This window comes from Candidatus Poribacteria bacterium (assembly GCA_026702755.1).
Classification (GTDB): domain Bacteria; phylum Poribacteria; class WGA-4E; order WGA-4E; family WGA-3G; genus WGA-3G.
In genome coordinates this window covers 21,533-41,514 of sequence record JAPPBX010000063.1, presented here as the reverse complement: position 1 = coordinate 41,514, position 19,982 = coordinate 21,533, and the positions used below count along the sequence as shown (strand labels likewise).

Here is a 19,982-nt window from a genome sequence, read left to right as displayed (position 1 = left end):
GACCCGCTCTCAAAATTTTACCCGTCCCTCAGCACGATTCATCATCAAGTGCACCAAATAAAACTAACGCATGGATAGGACGATTTGTTACTTTCGCGAGTGCAACGGCATCTTCAATTGGGCTCCACTCAATTTTAGCAAACTTGTAGAACGCAGTCGCTAACGTTTTGTACGCTTCCTCCTCAGTGATCGCTGTTTCCCATGCTATCTCGCGTACAGGTGTGCTTGATAAAGTGGAAAGTTCCATGCGAGGGATAAAAGCTATGTCTGCTGCCCTGAACACATTAACATCTACATTGCTATTGCGTGACGGAAGAAACAGAGAAAACTCGACAACTTCTCCTTCCTTTCGATTCAGTACCAATCGTCCTGCAAACTGTGATGGCAACAAACGGATACCAGACGCGTCCAGCACGAACTGCGCATGAATTCGGAAGACAACCTCGGCGTAATCGGGCGAAATTGCCCGTAAACACGCCCTCGCACCGTCAGACTTAGGCGTTCTGTGAGAAGAGATGGTGATCTCCGTTGTTGCACCCGGGTGAAACTGATGGAGGAATGGGAGAATCCCTTTCGGGTCAAGTTCCCAAATATCCCCTACATTAGCAGCCGAAGGTGGTAGAAAAACTTGAAAGTCAACTTGGCTGTAGTTCTTCAATGGGTGCACAGGTTTGAGATTGAAAAGTTCTAACGCCTGTTCCCACTCCATATTCACTGGTTCTGGCAACCGTGCTTTGAGCCTATCGAACTGTTCTCGTGTTGGCTGATGCAAGTTGTACGTAGCATCCGCTATTGGTTCCCAATGTGCTTGCACTTGCACATCCGCTATGCTGCTAAGAACATTACTAAAGTCCACTATCACCTTATTTTCTCTCCTGTTTGTTAAGACAATTTAGTAAACGCCCACGACGACGCTTTCTTGGAGTTCCGTAAGCAGGCAGCGGTTCTCAACACCGTCCCAAGGATATTCTGGAATCGGTTCGGCGCGCTCGGCTTCGTCACGTTCTAGAAAACGGGGCACAAAAAATTCTTTCGTCAACCTTCTCGAATCCGCCTTATGTATTCATCATGTTTTCCGATCCAAAACCAGTCGAATACCCCGTTCTTTTTCCGTGCTAAAGCTCTATATTCGTTACCGATTCGAATCGCCCAAAGAATCCCAACCTTTTTAAAACGAAGAGAAGGATGTCTTGGATTTCGCGTTAGCAGTTCAAATTTCTGAGGGACTCGTCTTCAAACATCGCGCGGAAGTTTCGCGCAAAACCTCCAAAAATCAGCATTCAGAATATGGCTCATGTTGCTCTATATTTGTTCGCGTTTACTCAAAAATTTCCGATTTTTGTATCAAGAAGCCCAGTTTGTTGGACACATTTCTGTTCATAGTTATTCCATAAGCACTAAAAAACTACTTTTCCAAGAATTTCCGGAGGTCTTCTATCTCGTAGTACTTGCCAGCTTTGAAATTTTCTTCTGCTTTTTGTAAGAGATCATCAAGATGTCCTGCTTTTAAGTCTTCCTCAATTTGTCTATCCCATTCTTCTTCTGCAGTGACTAAGGTTTCATGAAGGACTTTTGCGAGGGTTTTTAGCAACGCTTCCTGCGTGTTTTCCTCACAACACTTGACTTTCGGAACTTCCGGTATCCACCCGATCCACGTAGCTCCATTTTTCTGAATGTGAGCGGTATAGGTTTCTTCGTATATTAGGTCTTGTATTTCAACGGTTTTAATCTCTTCCATGTTTATCTCCTGTGATTAAGAGTGCTTAGTAAACACCCACGACGACACTTTCCTGGAGTTCCGTAAGCAGGCGGAGGTTCTCAACACCGTCCCACGGATATTCGGGAATCGGTTCGGCGCGCTCGGCTTCGTCACGTTCCAGAAAACGTGGCACAAAAAACTCTTTTGTTAACGTGGTTAGCATGACGCGCCCGGTTTCGCCGTAATCGACAAGCTCCTCCGGATTTTCAGGGTTAACCAATTCAATGATAGCGCGCGGATGCGGTGGATAATAGATAATCGCATAGTTGTCCGCTGGATCGAATGGCTTACAAGTGGCTAAACCCATAAGTGTATTCCCGTATGTTGGAATAAAATCAATGCCCGGAACGAGTTCCTCACGGGCGAAACGGTGAAACTGTGCGTCCATCTCGGTTCCCCCACAAAAAATACCTTTAATACCGACCTTTGGCAACGAAATTTTCTCACACAACGCCTCTAACAACTTCGGTGTTGTAAAGAGACATTGGACGTTTTCATGGGCGCGCAGCACATTGAGTGCCTGTGAGATCACATGGTTTTTATACGCGTCCAATTCCTCATTTTTCCCGTAACGCACGAGTTGGTTCACCCAACGTGGGTCGAGATCAACGTGGAAACAGATGCCACCCCGATGTTGTGCGAGATGCTCAACGGCGAGCCGTAAACGCCGCGGCCCCGTTGGACCTAACATAAGCCAATCGCTACCGGGTGGGAAACTTTCATCAGAAAGCGTTTCACTGAATATTTCATAATCAATGTGAAAATCACGTACACTAATGCGCGACTTCGGTACGCCCGTCGAACCACCGGTTTCAAAGACATAAATCGGATCATTGGCGTAAGCCTTCGGGACCCAACGTCGGACGGGCCCACCGCGGAGCCATTCGTCTTCAAAATGTCCGAGACACTTGAGATCCGCATAGCCACCGATCTCTTTTCGCGGGTCAAAATCGAGATTTTCTGCGTACTCCAGCCAGAAGGGACATCCGGTCTTTGGGCTAAAGTGCCATTTGACGATTTCCCGGACGTGTGCATCGAGTGCTTTTCGGGCTTCATTAATTTTTCGGGTAAGGTTCATTTGTATAAAACTTTCTACAAAGTACCATTTACTTGGCACTTTCAAATTTAACTAATCAATGTGTTCAACTGATTCCCTAACGTGCTCAACTAAAACAACATTCACTAAGGTCTCAATTGACACACCTCGCGCGCGCGCTTTTTTCATAAGTTCTTCAGCGATTTCCGGAAGAATTGCCACACGAATCGCTTGATTCGTCTCAAAACGAAACCATTCTCCATCGTCTCCCATAAAATCGGCGGTGTCAAGGTTATCCCAAAAAGCGGCTTCTTCCTCGTAAGTTGAAAATTCTGGTACCTGCAACGCTTTCATTTTTGGAGTCTCCTAAAATTTCGCGCTTAGGCTTTTTGAGCCACCATGTTTGCGAGGATACCAAGTATTTTGTCGCAGCGTTCAATTTGGTAGGGAAGCATATCAATATAGAGCCTCTTCCCTCTCAATTTGAGGAACCGCCACTCTGTGCCCGAAGTCGTCGCTCCATAGATACACGGAATGTCGTTATCTTCTTCAGCGTTAAAGTGCTGGGCAGCAACCATTTCTGCCACACATTGCCCAAGACCAATTTCAAGATTATCGTTCTTTGCTTCAACAAGGATGATGACCGGTGCTTCCAAACCAAATTGTACTGGTGAGAGACTTACCAAAAAATCACAAACACCTGTCAGGCCCCTCTCGTCATCAACGTTGAAATCAATTCCAGAAAAGAGACTGATGCTTAGATTTAACTGCTCACGGAGTTCAACAAGAACATTGGCGACAATCAATTCTGACTTTGCTTTCTCGGTTCCGATAGCAGTAGCTAATGGTATGTTTCTCGCCAACACGGCGGTAAGCAGTTCACTCGGAGCCATCGGTTCACTCTCAGAGAAAAGTCCAGCGATATCAACCTCTTCTATGTCAAATGCTTTCCGTACTGTTTCCAATGTAAAGTTACTATACGCCATGTGATAGTACCTCACAAGATATGCGATAGATTCCAAATGATTCTGGTATTTAGCAGTCTCCTATTCAGAAATTGCAACCAGTGTATTACGGGTTACAATGTAAAGCACCCCGTTCACTGCCACAGGTGTCGTATAAACAGCACTACCCATATTGGTTTCAAACAGTACCTGTTCAGTTTTACCTGCTTTCAGGATAACAACATCGCCATCTTCGTCGCCGAGATAAACCTTGCCGTCCACAACATAGGGGGAACCCCAAATTGCAGCGAAAGCATCGTGTTTCCAATAGAGATCCCCAGTGTTCACATCCAAGCAATAGAGGAATCCGCTCAAGTCTGAGATATAGAGGAGGCCATCAGCAATAGCTACAGTGGACATTGTGCGATTGAACTGTTCACCGCCGAAATGCCATACACCTGCGGTCTCGGTAATATCGCCGGTTTGTGAAGCATCAATGCACCAGAGATGTCCTACGCCTTCACCGTGTTCCGGGTCTTGTCCAACAGCGATAAAAACCTTGTCGTCATAAACAACAGGGGTTGAGATGATGTTGTTGCGTGTGCCACGTCCGCCGAGTTCCCAAACGGAATCTTTAGGATTACAGTCAAACTTCCAGATGATATCACCTGTTTCCGGCGCAAACGCATAGACCCAACCATCACCACCAGGGATGATAACCTGCGGGACACCTTTGATAACACCGTAAGCGGGGTTTGACCACTGCCCGTGCAGTATATTTTCGGCAGGGGAGGCATCCTCCCACACAAGTTCTCCTGTATTCTTATTCAAAGCAATAAAGGATGGAGCATCTGGTGAAGGGATATGTATATGCCCTTCATCAACACCGTTACTCGTTTCCAAGAAAAGAAGATCACCAACTGCGAGTGGTGAACAGGTCGCGAGATTGTGTGGAAAGACATCTAACTCGTCCATCATATCGTAGCTCCAAATGATGTCTCCATCAATCTCACTTGTTTCGGTTTCGTCGGTAAAGGGGCCGTCGTTTTCACCATCAAGGAAACCTTCAGTGTCAACACAGACGACTTCACAACGGTTGGAGATATAGTAGAGTCGATCACCTTCAATAAACGGCGTGGAACAGATTCCCTGCAGGGGCCAGTCGTTTACCCTGCCTGCCGGGAGTTTGGTGTGGGTCGATTGCCAGAGGAATTTGCCATCGGATTCGCGAAATGCCATAAGATTCCCGCGATCACCGGTCAGTTTTGGGTTGTAGAGTGCCTTGTTATTTGTACCGACGAAAACTTTCCCGCCAATGATGAGGGGTCCTGCGTAACTTTGCGAACCGAGCTCTGCTGTCCATTTGATATTTTCACCGGTTTCCAAATCCCAACTTGCGGGGATATTCTTTTCGTCGGAGACCATATTACGGCTTAGCGTGCCGCCCCACAAGGCGATCTCTTTTTCCGGGGAGACGGCAGACACCATAAAAGGAAGAAATACCGCGAGTTTTATGATGTAGATAAATCGTGATTGCCAAAAAGGTTTCAATTGAACGACTCCTTTGTTTTCTTCTTACGCGTGGTTTTCGTTAGAGGACTACCATACCTTAAGATTGTCATAATAGATATCAGCTGGGGAGTTACCGTAGATACCCGGGCTTCCCTCGCGATTCGGCAATGGATCTTCAGCAGTGATCGTCCATTCTGCCGGTTCAGATTCGCCAGTTCGCCATACTTTTCCACGGATGATTGCTTTATCATCAGCAATTTCTACCATCATTTTCATTGTGTACCAGACACCTGTCTCCCAAGCGAAGTCGATTGTCTTCGCCATCCGTAAGTCTGATGCCCATGAACGGATTTGCAGACGTTGGTGTCTACCTTGCATATCCAACGTATATCGGTTCGCAATGAGTCCCATATCCGGGACTCTGCGTTTATTTTTTGTGCCCATTAAGTCAATTTGAATCTGATAGTCTTTCATTGTGGCGGGACCGATGTAGACATTCGATCGGTCTAAACCGCGTACGGGGGGCGGTTTGACAAGAATTTTATTTTCATCTTTCTCGCGCACAAAAAACTTGCCGGTCGCGCCAATCCAGTGCGTGGGTATCTTTTCGAGCTCAATCCCCTCAAAATTTTGCGACCACGGGAGTGATGGAATAACACGAACACGAGCCATCGTTTTCATATTGCCCGATTGGACAGTAACTGTGCCAGCGTGTGCGCCTGCATTTTTATCAGGTGTGAATGTGCCATCTTGAAGCGTACCGGTCAAGCCGGTTTTGCTCCATTCCGTGGCACCGACTGCTTCTGTCTGTTTACCCGCTGCATCGAACCCAATGACACTGAACGCAACAGATTCACCTGATGTGAGCGTTTCAGCAGGCGTAAGCAGGAGCGAGACAGCGGGGGCAGTTGACATCTTCATCGGCTCCGGTGCCATCTCTTTGCTCGTACAACCAGCGGCGAGGATACACACGATCAGAATAACGTAAAGTAGGATAGAATTTCTCATTAATTTTTCCCTCCGAGACAGTAGAGGCGTTCTTCTGTCGTGAAATAGATACGTCCATCAGCGATAGCCGGTGAACCGTAAATCTCGACGTAATGCTCCTCCGCTGCCCGACTGATCTCTTGCGTGCTTAACGTCTCACACTTATCTTCACTGGGTTGAAGGATCGCAAAACCACCGTTGACTTCCGGGACATAGAGTTTTCCATCTGCCCAGACAGGAGAACCTTTACCGACTTTGCCGATGTTGTGCATCCAGAGAAGCTCACCTGTATCCGCATTCACAGCATGAACGTTAGCGGAATTATCCACAACATAGAGGTGTCCACCGTGAATTGTCGGAGACGCGTATCCAACGTTAACCGCGTCATACCGCCAGAGTTCGTGGGTTTTAGTGACATCCCCGGTGCCGGTTGCGTCAATACAAACGACGCGTCCCATCTCTGTATTGTCTATATTCTCTTCGCTATGCGAGGCGTAGACCTTCGTGCCTGAAACGATGACAGATGTATTGATACCGCGTTGACTCAGTTTAAATCCCCAGACCATCTCTCCGGTATTCTGTTTCATGGCGTAGATACCGCCATCAGCGTTACCACCAATAATGAGCTGCTGTCCATTGATAGTGGTAACGACTGGCGTGGAGTAAGTTGTGTCTAAGGGTCTACCGCCGGGGGTTGAAATCCAAATCAGTTCGCCGGTCCGTTTATCGAAGGCAAAATAGCGGTGGCGTGTTGCGGCTTGATCGCCCCAACCCGAATTGAGATAACTAATCACGACGAGGTCGCCAGCAATAATGGGAGTATGAACGCGCCCCCCGTAACCCGATATCCGTCCATATTCCTCTGTGAGTGAACGCGACCAAAGGACATTGCCATCCTTGTCGAAGCAGAAGAAAAGTCCTTGGACACCGTGCGCATAGATATTCCCTGTCTCTGGGTCGCCAGCGAGGCTCGTCCAGCCGACTCGGTTGAAGGTGATGGTGGTGTGAAAGACGTTAAACTGATAATTCCATAGGCGTTCACCGGTTTCTGCGTCGAAGCAGGCAACGCGTTCCTGTTCGGTGATGTCTTTACCGACACGCCCCATGACGTAGACTCTGCCGTTGAGCACAATCGGTGTTGAACGTCCGATAAATTCCGCTTCCCAGAGTAGGTTCTCACCTTCAACCGACCAAGATGAGATTAACCCAGTTTCAGTTGAGGTGCCGTCTTGGTTTGGTCCCCGCCACGTCGGCCAATCGCCAGCGATAGCAGGCATGGAAAGGGAAACCACCAGAACAAAGCAAGTAAATAGTCGAAAAAGGTTTGATTTCCAATGGTGCAAACTTCTGTTCCTCCTCATGTATTTTACGGGTATCTGTAACCCTATTAAGACGCTGAAAAAGGTCTTAATGTTTAACGCTGTGCGTCTGTTAGAAACATCTCATTATGTCGCGCTTATGAATCTGACAGCGCAAGAGATAGTTTTGTTCTGCATATCTTTTGATATACTATTATACCACGTTTGATGTTTTTGAAAAAGGACTTAAATTGAGAAACAGCGAAAGGCGTGGTTAGGAAAAAAACCTTGCCAGCGGGAAGGCATAAAGTTTGAAATGGGTTTCCGAGAATAGAGGAGGTGGAAATTAGAGGGATTTACTGATTTGACCTGGATTTGGTCTGCTTCTTAACGCGGATTAATGGAATCTTGTGCGGTGAGGCATCCTCATAACGTTCGGTTGACGCTCCATCAAAATGGTACAAACCGAGTGTATCATCGTCTGAAGTAAATGCGCCAATGGGTGTATTATACGCACCTACGTCATAACGCACAACACGACTGATTCTCAGTTCGTCAATATACATCCCAGAGGCAGGCACCGCTTTCAGCGCACTTTCCCTTAAAACTGGAACACCACCGATAAGGAGAGGTTCATTCACAGATGCGAGACGGCTCCCGGGTGTTAGTCCAGAGATAGCTCCACCGCACCCGACAGTAGAACCGCCGTCAATTATTGCCACGTAATAGACCCACCGCCTGGTAGGTAGTGTCCCTCATATCTTCCCGGATCCAGCCCCAACACCCCTTGTAACGATAGCGGGACTTGCTTTGTATCCATCACCAACGATGGCACAGGTGAACCGGTCTGTCTGACCCGCTATGGAAAAGGCAGCACGAGATCCAGCCTCCAGTGATATGATATCCTGAACGCTCGGTGGTCTGTCTATGTATACCCACGCTTCAATCGTTAGTGGACCGGGATAATCGGGAAACCAAGGCTTTTCGGTTTGCACGAGCGGCAGCTCCGGATTCAGTTCAAGCCAACCCCCTCCAGCAGGAGACGGTTCATGCGGTGCTGCAAGGAGCGGTAAAGGCACTGTAAAAATAATGCCTATAATCATCAAGAAAATTTTTCTAATACATTGCATAATCTACTTCCTTCAAAATTAGGGTTTACACAGTTTTGATAGAATAGCAGGTATCTTTAATTCCTGTCGGAGATAATGGTCAGATAAAATCCATATGTAGTATAAGCCCATTTACGATGCTGACGATCCTTACGTTTACTGTCCCGATCAGATCATCATGATCATTAGGTTCATTAGTTCGAGGAAAAAATTCTCCAACCTCGATCGTGCAGATTTCAGGGTGCCCCATATAGTGGCTAATTTATTGGGGGCTTCGACCGCAAGTTTTTCCTTTTTGGATTCGGCATTTTCTTTACTACGAATTAACGGAATCCGGTGCTCTGACGCGTCCTGGTAGTGTTCTGTTGATTCACCATCAAAATGATATAATCCGAGTGTATCAATATCCGATGTAAACGCCTTGGTTGGAACAGTATAATTTTCACCCAACTTGTAGCGCAGGACACAACTGATTCGTAGTTCATCAATATATACCCCTGTCCCAAGAACCGTTTCTTGCTTGTTCGGAAAAGCAATTTCAGTCAATACTGGAACCCCACCTATGATCAATCGGTTGTTAGCAGTTGCCAGAGATTCCCCGTGACTTATTTGTGTAATAAAACCGCTGCTTCCTACAGTAACACCATTGTCAATTACCGCTACGTAATGTACCCATTTCCTAGCTGGTAGATGTGTGGTGACCATACCTGAAGTTCCATTATGTTCCTGGGTAAGAATGCCTCCAATAGAATCTGGAACACCATCAAAATTGCTATCCCCGGAATGTCCAAGAATTGCCCAATTGAAACGACTTGTTTGTCCAACAAGTGAGAAAGCACTTTGAAGGTTCGGCGGTTCTTCTATATATATCCACGCCTCAATCGTTAGCGGACCCGGATAATCAGGAAACCATGGTTTTTCAGTTTGCACGAGCGGCAGCTGTGGATTCAGTTCAAGCCAACCCCCTCCAGCAGGGGAAGGTTCATGGGGCACCGCAGAGAGCGTTAAAGGTAACATCAAGAGGATCATCAAAAATGTCTCTTTGACATATTTCATGAAATATCTCCGTCAAATTTAATTGTTGGATTGGTCAAGATGCAGACGGAGTACACCGCGGCGTCGTGTACCGATGTAGAAGATACCGCGGTCAACGGCGAAAGCCGTTATCTTGTATGGAATCTCGGATGCCATCTGAATCCATGTATCTGTTCCGGTGTCCATGCGATAAACGCCTTGGCTGCACACACCGTAGACCGTATCACCATCTACCGCTATCCGAGTCATCTGAATTCGGTCTCCTTTGGTATCGGTGAGTGCGTTCCAATTGACACCGTCATGAGAGTTCATAACACCTTGATCTGTTACGACATAAACGGTGGAACCAGCAAAAACTATCTCTTCAAAATATGTGAAAACAAAAGGTAAATTTGCGGTAATCTCTTTCCAATTCTTTCCGCTGTCAAGCGATTGAAATAGGGATCCATCCCGTTTACCAGCATAGACGACGTTCTGTGAAGCCGCGAGCGTGAGACCTTTGGATGCATCTGCACCGGCAGCACGTTCGGTGGTATCTATGATACCCGTATTGAACCATTGGGCTTCACCTTTTCGCCATCTGAAAAGTTGGTGTCGGAATTCCATAAAGACGGTTTCGTCGGTAATTGTAAAACCACCGTTCGTCAGATATTCTTCAATGATACGGGGCCTATCCGCTTTTTGCTTGCGATTTAATCCACGATCGCCAGGCGCATTATTAATTTTTTTCTGCCATTCAACCTGCAGTGTATCCTCAACAAAAGCCGGAATTCCTTGAACGGACATCAGTACACCTCCATCAGTAGAAAGGCGATAAAAACCGACGCTATCGGCTGTACTGTTACTGACATAAAGTGAACCCTTATCCTTCGCAATTTTGGCATCGCTCAGCAAATCTGGAGCCGTCTGTTTCTTTTGAAGTTTCCCTTTTTTCACAACGATAGCATGAGCATCTATCCCAATGGATGTCCACGATTCTCCGATATCCGTTGATTTAACCACACCTTCAGGAGTGAGTGCACAGAGCGCGTTTTCAAGGGGAATCAAACTCTGAATATGAGAGTTCACCATTCCGTTGGAAAAGGGGTGCCACGAAACACCAGCATCCATTGATCGGGCTATCCCTGTAATATCCGAGGTATAAAAGTTATTTTCGTCCAACGCGACAACTGGGAAAACGCTCTGACTCAACGCATTCTCGCCAATGTTGATGTCTTTTCCGATGTCTGTCCACGTATCGCCGTTATCCTGTGAATATAGTAAGACGCGTGTCCCCATCACTACGAGCCTTTCGCCAACTGCGACTAACTGGAGACCACTGAACATTTGGAGTCGGAACTTGTCATCTGTTGGCGGTATCTCCATCCATAACTCCCCTCTTTCGTTTTTTCCTATCGCCGGTGAAATATCGACCCAAGTATCGCCAAGGTCGATTGACCGAAAAATTCTCGGCGGCGCCTTTAATATCTCAACTGAAAAATCTAAGCTTTGATACTCAAATATTGTAGACTGTGTAAAATCGGGACCCGCTACAACATAAAGTTTACCCTCGGTAGCGATCAATGAATTAATAAATTGGGGACCGTAGAAAGGCAACCTCTCCCAAACGCCGGTGGTAACACGGTAAAGTCCTTGGTTTGTCCCAACAAATACACTGTTGTCAAGCGCGACAGCGTCCGAAATTGAGATGTCAGGTGAAGCATTCCTTTTTGTAATCTGGGCGTGCAACTCCTGCATCATCGGTATCCAACTTTTACCAGCATCGTCAGACCGAAAGATATGTTTTTCAAAAACAAGGTAAAATGCTCTGTCTGTGATGAGCAACTCAAAAGCACGTCCCTTTGGTCGCGGACCAACGGTATCCCATGTCTCACCCTCATCGGTTGAGGCTAATAGATGATTGGGTGTTAAAACATAGAGCATATTTTCATGTTCTGCCATCGGTGCCTGAAACTGACGGGTTGGGCTGCTTTCGCAGATAAGGGTCCAGGCATCTTTGTTTTCTGTCAACCTGTAAATCCCCCTTGCTGCAACGGCGTAAAGGGTTCGCTTGGATGTCGCAAACAAACCGGCTCTGCCACCAGAAGTGCCTTCTGGTCCGCCCATCGGAATCCACCGCGATTTTACAATGGATGTATCGGATCGCTCCGATTGGTCGGCAACAATTTGGCGTGCATCCGCTCCGAGATGAGTGTTTCTGTTATTTCTACCCGGTACGTCAGTATTCCCAAATTGATTTCTGACATCAATTTTTTTCTTTGAGGCATGAACAAGAGGCGTGTCAACGAGTTCAACGGTTGTCTCTGATCTAACATTCAAACTGTAGGGCTGCTGGAAACGGGCTAAATACTGTGTACCGCTTCCCATCAAAAGTATAACGAAAATGGTCGTTGAAGCTGCTACTGCCCACGGTATCCACGGCTTACCCCCCGCTGGTGTTGTGGGTTCGATATGAGCAACTTCTCTCAGAATATTCTCAGTTAACGACGCGGATAACTGGAAACCGCCCAAAACGTCACGAACCATGCGTTCCTCTTTCTTCAATCGCTTGCGAGCGCGATGGAGCCGACTCTTGACGGTGTTCGGTGATACACCCAAAAACTTGCTAATGTCTTCGCATGACATGTCACCGAGATAGTGGAGCGTTACAACGGTGCGTTCACTCTCCGGCAATTTCTGAAGGAGACGTTTGACAATTTCGCGGTGCCGTTCACTCACGACCTCGTCTTGTCGTTCCGCGTGATATTGTGCGTAAGCCAGCTCTTCCAATTCCTCTGGTGGCATCGCATCTAACGATTTCATTGGAATCCGCTTCTTTTTTAACCAAGCGATACATCGGCGGGAAGCAATTACATAAAGCCATCCCGCAAACCGATTCGGATTTTTCAATGTCTGTAGTTTTTTGTAAACGTTAAGAAAAATATCCTGCGTGATCTCCTCAGCAATGTGGAAGTCGCCTATTTTCCGCCATACAAGTGCATGGAGCGGTTTTTGGTACCTTCGTACAAGTGTACCGAAAGCGCGCTGGTCGCCTGTTAAGGTTTGTTGAATTAATTCAGCGTCGTTGTTTCGCATGTGCCACCTCCAAAAGCATGTTGTCTCTCATAATATATAAGAGATGTGCTGCGGGTAGGAAGGTTGCATAAAATGTAAGATTTATGGAAAATTTCAGAATTAAAATAGGAAAATCGAAAAAGAATGTACTTAGACACGCGCATTGGAAACGGTAATAGCTTCCCACGCGACCGCTGTGCGACCCGCCATGTCAACGGTTGCGGCTCGAAGGTGATAGTCACCAGGATGTCTAAGTTCAAAACGAACTTCCACACCGGCGACCGATCCCGTTTGAGTGATGCGGACTTCCGATTGTTCTCTATTCAAGAAACGGTAATCCTCTTCTCCTGGACCGAACAATTCCCAGAGTACTATCTCGTTACTATAGACACCATTTTCGTCAGCACCTCGCGTGTAGTAAACTGAGGCGGATCCTTCGGTCACAGTCGCGCAAGCATGGACTTCAATTGAGGCATTGACTTGTGAAACAGACACATCAACAGTCAACGTCGGCGAGACACCGGTTGGACGGGGTGGTATCCTCGCGCCTTCGTGTAAGACCGTCTCCTCACCTTCACGGACCTCCACCTTGCCATCCTCTCGAATCCGGACGACTTCACGATAATCGGACAACTTAAGTTCGGCTAAATCCCAAAGGAGGTCAAAGGCAACACCGAGTCGGATCGCTCTCTCAATCTCGGTAAAGAAGTTGTGCATCACGGTGCGATATTTGACACCCTCTCTGTTGCGCCTCTCTAAATTGAGTTCCCCCAAACCCCAGAGATTACCCCTACCCATCTCAACGTGTCCCAGATTGTAGCCGGGTGGTAACAGAATAACTATTTCCGCGGCTGTGCGGAGTTCTTCAAGATTCCTATGCGGATGGCTTTCAACATGGGCACTCAGATTTCGTGAGAGTGCAAGGATTTCACCATAAGGTACACAAGCAAGCTGATAACTATCCCAGTAGTGGAAATGTCGCGCGCCCAAGTCGTAAGCGTGCGTCTGTAGCCAGAACGCGTCTGCACGGTGTACCTGTCCGTAGATGCTCATGCCCCACCCTTTATCGGTTTGCCTCGCTGCACCGCGTAGGAAGCCGTAGAGGATACTCGCCAGATTTTTCGGGTTGTCTATCGGGATTTGGCAGCCGTAAGCCATATTCATTTCAGGTAGCGTTCGCATCGTTCCAATCCTACCGGGTGGTTCAAAAACGATCGCGGTAGGTGTCTCTGCGTTTCCCTCTGACAACTGGTACACTGCTGAACTGACGATGGTCTCCCACGTATATAGATTCTGCTGAAGAAACTCCATGTCTCCTAAATCCACGTCCGGGTGTGCTTCCAAACCTTTGTATAGCCGTGTAGGCGCGCCATCGTATTTGGCGGTGTGGAAATAGTCTTGGAACGCTTCAAAGGCGAGTTGCGGTGTTATCGCTTTCCGAAATGCCACATCCGTCTCTAACTTGGGTCGAAGCACATGGTCCCGTGTGCAGACAGCGGGTTCGTCCATAAAAATAGCGGGACCGAGGTAGTTGCTTCGATATAAACACTCAGGATACCCGAGTGCAACCGCGTCAATTCCCCAATAAAAAACGTTGCGCTTCTTAACCCATTCGACCTGTTCTGTATCAACGCGGACACAGTTGATTCCTGCCGCAATCATTTCATCGTAATCTGCTTCAGTCAAAGAGACGAGTTCATAATCGGACAGGTCGTAGCGGCGCGTTTCGTCCTTCTGCCTCGTGTTGCTGGGGGGTCCGATAAGAGTCTCAGGACGGAGTGAAAGGAGCTGCGTATCGGGCGGTGCGTCAGATTCACCTGAATCGGATATCTGCGTGAGCCGATAGGTATGTCCAAGATATTTTACTGTTTGCGGGAAGAGATTATCTCGCGCCGTTTCATCTGCGGGCTTAGGGAAAAGATATTGCCACGCGCCGAGTCCGGGTAAGACAGGTTTTCCAGTGAATCTATCATGGAATTCCAAAGGAATATCGTCTCCAATTTGGAGGATGTAACGGGACGTGGTCGCGCTGGCTGCCTTCACATCCTCGGACGGTATATTTTCACTGAGCAACCAGACAGAAAATTTTTCACCGGATACTTTCGTTGCGCGGAGACAGATCCACTGATAGGGCACACCAGCCTTTTCCTCAACCGAACCGATTGCCCAAGTGAATGTTCTCACAATCGTATTCGGCAGCGGGTCTTCACCTTCATACCGATACGTCGCCATCTGTCCCGGTTCGCCAAGTGGATACGGCTGGCATGTTTGCATCGTAGCACCTCAGCGTGCGTCTAATTCACTCAAAATCCGTTTTACAACTTGTTTCCGTTGTCCCCGAACTGCGGGCTGCTCCAACTCGTAGACCTCGTCCGAAATCAGATGTTTGTGGCTCTCAATGGGAAGGGAATTGTGTGATGCGTTGTCAATATAACGATTAAAAATAGTGTATCGGGGATAGGATTCCGTCCAGCGTCTTCCACCGTGATAGAGTGCTTCAGTAAAGATAACACAATCGCCAGCGTTGACAGGGACGTTGATAACCGTTGGGGGGCCATCATAGATTGAGAGGTCATCAGGCGGTTCAAAGTTACGCTTATGGCTTCCGGGCAGACAGACGAACCCTGTCCCTGATGGCACGTCAACTAACGAAGTCCCAGCGTTGAGGAAACCCGCTCGAGGTCCAGATTCGTCCACGCTATAATCTTGACCGGAGGCATGGAAGTGGATGTCATCGGAGGTTTTGTAGTTCTTCGTCAAGGCACAATCAACGAGACAGGGAGTCCCTCGCGTCAGGGCGATAATCACCCGCATAATCTCTCGGTTAAGCACAAGCCGTTGGAAGACAGGGTCGCCGTATTGGATATGATTAATCCAATGGGCAATCGTCGCGGAACGATCACCTGTTCGGGAGGTAGAGGTGAGCGGTGGTGGAAGTTCTTCCAAGGGCGTGTCGTACCACTGGTTACCGAGTTCAATCATTCGTTGGATGTCCTCAGGTGGCACGACTTTACGGAGGATGATGAATCCGTGGTGGTCAAAAAACCATTTTTCGTGAGGTGTGAACATTAAATTCCTTTTATGGCTGTTGTTAACGCAATGCTATTGTGCTGTCTTCAGAGCACCCCAAACGACAGGAAGTTTCTCGGCTGCCTCAACGGATAGTTCAATTTCAAAGTTCTGGGTCACTTCGTCTTGAGTGAGGGGTCGATCGTAGATACGGACTTCATCAATGATCCCGTTGAAGAACGCTTCTGCCTCACCAAGATTGTTCCCGGCACCAAGATAGACAGGTTCCGTGAACGGGATAAAACTGTCGGTTTCCTCAATCCTATACCTACTGAGCCATTCCCGTTTACCGTCTATAAAGATGGCTCTTTCTCGCAACTCGCGTCCATCTTCATCTACATAAGGAACTCCATTGACATAGACAAGGTGATGCCATTCTCCATCAGAAATCGGGAACCGCCATCCAGAGGCCGAATGTCTGCATCCACGCTGCCCCGATTTATAGGCAAGATACAGACGAATGACATCCTTATTAAAACTAATGTTATTATCAAAAGCAAGATTCACCCCCGGGTTCATTGCTAAGATAGGGGGTAAGTTAGCGAAGTCCTTCCAACCGTTGTGATTAGCTCTCTGCCAGTCGTTGAGATTAATTTCTTTATCCAATCCAGGTATATGGGGATCCCGGGGGCGTTCTGTCCAGCCGTTGAGATCCATTCCCCAACCCATACCACAATCTGCATCTCGGACTTTGAAGAGTGTGGTCGAGCGTTCTTTCTTCAAGCTGGTTTTGACCCAAGCTTCAAATGTAGACGTACCAACCTGACTGCCAAAATCGCCGAGGTTTGTCAGGTTCACATAATCGTCAAAACCATCAAATTCCAAGGCACTGTTCCTTCGGCCAGCAACAAGTTTGGGATTTCCTACAATTGTTCCATCGTTTTTGCCCCAAACATCCTTGGCTGTGTTATCAACAATGTCCTGTCGATCAAATGTCCAATAACTCACAAGCCCATCTGTCACTATCGCCGTGTTCCCGCTGTGGGAAAATATGGAGATAGTTAAGGCAATCGTCAGCAAGTAAAGTAACCTTTTCATGGTAATTGCTCCTTTAGATGCACAGAAATCGCACGGTAAGGTATGCCTACACAACGGACACTTATGAAATCTGCCTTCAAATCTTTTTGATAGACAGGGTATATCATTTTCCAACGTTCCTACACAAGTCTAAATTTGGAAAAATTAGGAACTATTTAGTTGGATTGTTGGGTTTCGCTATATCGATCTAAATAAATGAAACATCGAAAATCGGAACTCTCTGTACACCTGAAAGGACATAGTCTTTTACCACTCTACCCAACCTACGTGTACGTTAATTTTTATTATTGAACTCACGTTATCCTATAATTCTGTCTTCAAGGTCGCCCAGACAATAGATAACTTCTCGGCAGCTTGAACGGACAAACCTATTTTGGATTCAAAATTACGGGTTACTTCGTCAGCTGTGAGCGGTCGGTCGTAAATACGTACCTCATCAATGATACCGGGGAAATGCCGCTCAACATTGCCGCGATTGTTCGCCGCACCGATATAGACCGGCTCCACAAACGGAACAAAGGTGTCGAGGTCTTTTACAGCACCTTCGATCACCTCTTGTGGTTCACCATCCATATAGATACTGACTTCGGCTTTGCCAGCGTCTACAATTGCGAAAACGATGTGATGCCATTTGCCGTCTGACAGGGCAAATTCAATTTCAACAGCGATGGCGTTGCAGCCCGCCGCCGATTTCTGACGGACGTAATAGTGGACAATGTCTTCAGCAAGCGGAAAACCCGCTTTCGCACTCCGGTTGACATCGATTGCCCACGCCATATTGCACCCCTGATCAAGGACTTTAAATAGCGTCGTCCAATTCTTCTTGAAACCGGTTTTGACCCAAGCTTCAAATGTAGAGGTACCGACCTGCTCTCCAAAATCGCCGAGGTTTGTCAAGTTGACATAATCATCAGAGCCATCAAATTCGAGTGCTTCCCCCACGTGACCGTCAACAATCTTTGGAGCACCGACGATTTTCCCATCATTTTCGCCCCAGACATCTTTGACTGTGCCGCCATCAATGTCCTGCCGGTCAAAAGTCCAATAACTCACAAGTCCATCTGTCACCACTGGCTCTGTATATCCGTTGTTGGAAAGTGCTGCAATAACCAGTGTAAGCGTAAGGAGATAGATTAGTCTTTTCATAGTCCCTTGCTCCTTGCGGAAGTGAGAACGTTTCCGCATCTATTGAGAATCTTTGGTGTGACCTCGAAATATCTACAATCCTGCTATCCTTGAACCCTGCGAACTTTGGTTCAGACGATATCGTTGAGATAATTATAGCACCTTCAACGATTTACTACCAAATTTATTTTTATCTCAAGTTCACGCTTGCAAGTTATGCTGAAAACTGATAGAATGCTTCTCACATCGTGTCGCAAGCCACACCACTCTTGTAGAGCAAGTTTTGGTTTGACAAGCAGTGCCAAAAGAGGAGAAAAACTTATGCCGAAAATGACAGGTGCTAAATTTATTGCTGAAACCGTTCACGGGTATGGGATTACCCACGTTTTTTTTATGCCCTATATCGGGCCGCGGGCTTTAATGGAGATGGAAAATCTTGGGATTAAGCGGGTCCAGACACATGGCGAGAAAGCGGCAGCGTATATGGCGGATGCCTACGCTCGTGTGAATCGCAGTCCGAGTCTCTGTATGGCACAATCTGTCGGAGCAGTCAACCTCGCCGCCGGATTACAAGATGCCTATCTCGCTTGCGCGCCGGTGATTGCGATTACCGGTAAGGAAAACCAAATCAATCAGCAACGGCACGCCTATCAAGAGGTAGACCACGTTAATCCGTTTTCTGCTGTTACAAAATATAGTGCTTATGTTGCGACACCCGAGCAGCTTCCCTTTTATCTGCGCCAAGCCTTTCGTGCTGCAACCACAGGGACACCAGGACCGGCCCATCTCGACTTCGAGGGCATCGCGGGGTCGTCGGTTATTGATCGGGAAGGCGAACTTGAGGTAATCGTTGAAGAGGCGTTTACCCAACTCCCACCGTTCCGACCGGAAGCAGAAGCAGAAAAGGTAACAGAGGCTCTCGAACTCCTCTCCAACGCGAAACAACCCCTCATTGTAGCCGGTGGCGGCGTAACGGCTTCAGACGCACGCGCAGAACTCGTAGCATTGGCAGAAAAACTCTCGATTCCAGTAGCGACCTCTCTGAATGCCAAGGCGATGTTCCCTAGTGATCATCCGCTGGCAGTCGGAACCCCCGGTTCATACTCGCGGGCGTGCGCCAATCAAGCGGTATGCGAAGCAGACCTCGTCTTCTTTATCGGCAGCCACACCGGTGGACAGGTAACCAACGGATACAAGATCCCGCCACAAGGGACACCGATTATACAACTCGATATTAATCCAGATGAACTCGGACGGAATTATCCTATTCAGTTAGGGATGCAGGGAGACGTGCGGAATACGTTAAGACGGATGCTTGAAGCAGCAGAAACGACGACACCGCGCACTGAATGGGTCAATTGCGTGCAAGAATTGGTGAACAACTGGAGAGAAAGCGTCAGCGAAAAAGTTAATTCAGAGCGACTCCCGATGCTACCGGAACGCCTCTGCCGTGAACTGACAGATTATCTCCCATCAGACGCGATCCTTGTGTCCGACACAGGGCATTCAGGCATCTGGACCGGCACGATGATTGACTTTAAACATCCCGATCAGAGCTTCATACGTTGCTCAGGTTCGTTGGGATGGGGTGTCCCCGCGGCGATGGGCGCGAAGTGCGCACAACCCGATAGACCCGTGCTCTGTTTCACAGGAGACGGCGGCATCTGGTATCACATGACCGAACTCGACACGGCAATGAAATCTGGAATTAATGCCGTTATCGTTGTGAACAATAACCACTCACTGAACCAAGAACAGGGTGGTGTTGAGTCGGTTTATGGCGGACGGACAGCGGGTTCCGATGAACTCTGGCTGTTCCCAGACGCAGATTTCGCGAAGATGGCAGAATCAATGGGATGTTTCGGGATCACGGTCAACAAACCGAGTGAACTCTCAAGGGCACTGGATCAGGCGTTTGCTTCAGGTCAGCCAGCAGTCGTGGATGTGAAAACGCACGTGGAAGGGATTGCACCACGGACTTGGATGCCCTCCTAAAGGAGAATTATGTGGTAGTGC

Annotated in this window: 18 protein-coding genes; 1 reads left to right on the top strand and 17 read right to left on the bottom strand. The window is 47.7% G+C overall.

Annotation, left to right across the window (positions count from 1 at the left end; all coding sequences use genetic code 11):
• Positions 1–28 precede the first annotated feature (28 nt).
• The 17 genes from OXH39_11805 to OXH39_11725 all read right to left on the bottom strand — a co-directional run bounded on the left by OXH39_11805 (position 29) and on the right by OXH39_11725 (position 17,987).
• On the bottom strand, positions 29–862 hold the full coding sequence (locus OXH39_11805; protein MCY3551135.1) for a hypothetical protein: 834 nt from the start codon (positions 860–862) through the stop codon (positions 29–31).
• Positions 863–892: 30 nt separating this feature from the next.
• Positions 893–1,021 carry a hypothetical protein gene (locus tag OXH39_11800; protein ID MCY3551134.1) on the bottom strand — a complete coding sequence of 43 codons (129 nt, stop codon included), beginning with the start codon at positions 1,019–1,021 and terminating at the stop codon, positions 893–895.
• 384 nt (positions 1,022–1,405) lie between these two features.
• On the bottom strand, positions 1,406–1,738 hold the full coding sequence (locus OXH39_11795) for a hypothetical protein (GenBank protein ID MCY3551133.1): 333 nt from the start codon (positions 1,736–1,738) through the stop codon (positions 1,406–1,408).
• Between the two features lie 25 nt (positions 1,739–1,763).
• Positions 1,764–2,837, bottom strand: coding sequence for a hypothetical protein (locus OXH39_11790; GenBank protein ID MCY3551132.1), 1,074 nt, complete (start codon positions 2,835–2,837; stop codon positions 1,764–1,766).
• A gap of 51 nt (positions 2,838–2,888) precedes the next feature.
• The gene (locus tag OXH39_11785) at positions 2,889–3,149 is read right to left on the bottom strand and encodes a CopG family antitoxin (GenBank protein ID MCY3551131.1); all 261 of its coding nucleotides are present in this window, start codon (positions 3,147–3,149) and stop codon (positions 2,889–2,891) included.
• A 26-nt stretch (positions 3,150–3,175) separates the two neighbouring features.
• Positions 3,176–3,781, bottom strand: coding sequence for a hypothetical protein (locus OXH39_11780; GenBank protein ID MCY3551130.1), 606 nt, complete (start codon positions 3,779–3,781; stop codon positions 3,176–3,178).
• 60 nt (positions 3,782–3,841) lie between these two features.
• Positions 3,842–5,290: a PQQ-binding-like beta-propeller repeat protein gene (locus OXH39_11775; protein MCY3551129.1), complete on the bottom strand. Its 1,449-nt coding sequence runs from the start codon at positions 5,288–5,290 to the stop codon at positions 3,842–3,844.
• A 48-nt stretch (positions 5,291–5,338) separates the two neighbouring features.
• A complete protein-coding gene (locus tag OXH39_11770) occupies positions 5,339–6,259 on the bottom strand; it encodes a hypothetical protein (protein MCY3551128.1) in 921 nt (306 codons plus the stop codon).
• Positions 6,259–7,515: a PQQ-binding-like beta-propeller repeat protein gene (locus OXH39_11765; protein MCY3551127.1), complete on the bottom strand. Its 1,257-nt coding sequence runs from the start codon at positions 7,513–7,515 to the stop codon at positions 6,259–6,261. Before OXH39_11765 ends, OXH39_11770 begins: the two co-directional genes overlap by 1 nt.
• A 377-nt stretch (positions 7,516–7,892) precedes the next feature.
• Positions 7,893–8,258 (bottom strand): hypothetical protein, encoded by a 366-nt coding sequence (locus OXH39_11760; GenBank protein ID MCY3551126.1) that lies wholly within the window; start codon positions 8,256–8,258, stop codon positions 7,893–7,895.
• A 33-nt stretch (positions 8,259–8,291) separates the two neighbouring features.
• Positions 8,292–8,666, bottom strand: coding sequence for a hypothetical protein (locus OXH39_11755; GenBank protein MCY3551125.1), 375 nt, complete (start codon positions 8,664–8,666; stop codon positions 8,292–8,294).
• Between the two features lie 147 nt (positions 8,667–8,813).
• Positions 8,814–9,701 carry a hypothetical protein gene (locus OXH39_11750; protein ID MCY3551124.1) on the bottom strand — a complete coding sequence of 296 codons (888 nt, stop codon included), beginning with the start codon at positions 9,699–9,701 and terminating at the stop codon, positions 8,814–8,816.
• An 18-nt stretch (positions 9,702–9,719) separates the two neighbouring features.
• On the bottom strand, positions 9,720–12,755 hold the full coding sequence (locus OXH39_11745; protein ID MCY3551123.1) for a sigma-70 family RNA polymerase sigma factor: 3,036 nt from the start codon (positions 12,753–12,755) through the stop codon (positions 9,720–9,722).
• Positions 12,756–12,884: 129 nt separating this feature from the next.
• Positions 12,885–15,008, bottom strand: a complete 2,124-nt coding sequence (locus OXH39_11740) for a hypothetical protein (protein ID MCY3551122.1) — start codon at positions 15,006–15,008, stop codon at positions 12,885–12,887.
• A 9-nt stretch (positions 15,009–15,017) separates the two neighbouring features.
• The gene (locus OXH39_11735; protein MCY3551121.1) at positions 15,018–15,803 is read right to left on the bottom strand and encodes a phytanoyl-CoA dioxygenase family protein; all 786 of its coding nucleotides are present in this window, start codon (positions 15,801–15,803) and stop codon (positions 15,018–15,020) included.
• A gap of 33 nt (positions 15,804–15,836) precedes the next feature.
• Entirely contained in the window at positions 15,837–16,841 is a 1,005-nt protein-coding gene (locus OXH39_11730; protein ID MCY3551120.1) for a hypothetical protein, read from the bottom strand.
• 303 nt (positions 16,842–17,144) lie between these two features.
• Positions 17,145–17,987, bottom strand: a complete 843-nt coding sequence (locus OXH39_11725; protein ID MCY3551119.1) for a LamG domain-containing protein — start codon at positions 17,985–17,987, stop codon at positions 17,145–17,147.
• A 300-nt stretch (positions 17,988–18,287) separates the two neighbouring features.
• On the opposite strand from OXH39_11725, the gene OXH39_11720 reads away from it, so the two are divergent.
• Positions 18,288–19,961, top strand: a complete 1,674-nt coding sequence (locus OXH39_11720) for a thiamine pyrophosphate-binding protein (protein MCY3551118.1) — start codon at positions 18,288–18,290, stop codon at positions 19,959–19,961.
• Positions 19,962–19,982: the final 21 nt, after the last annotated feature.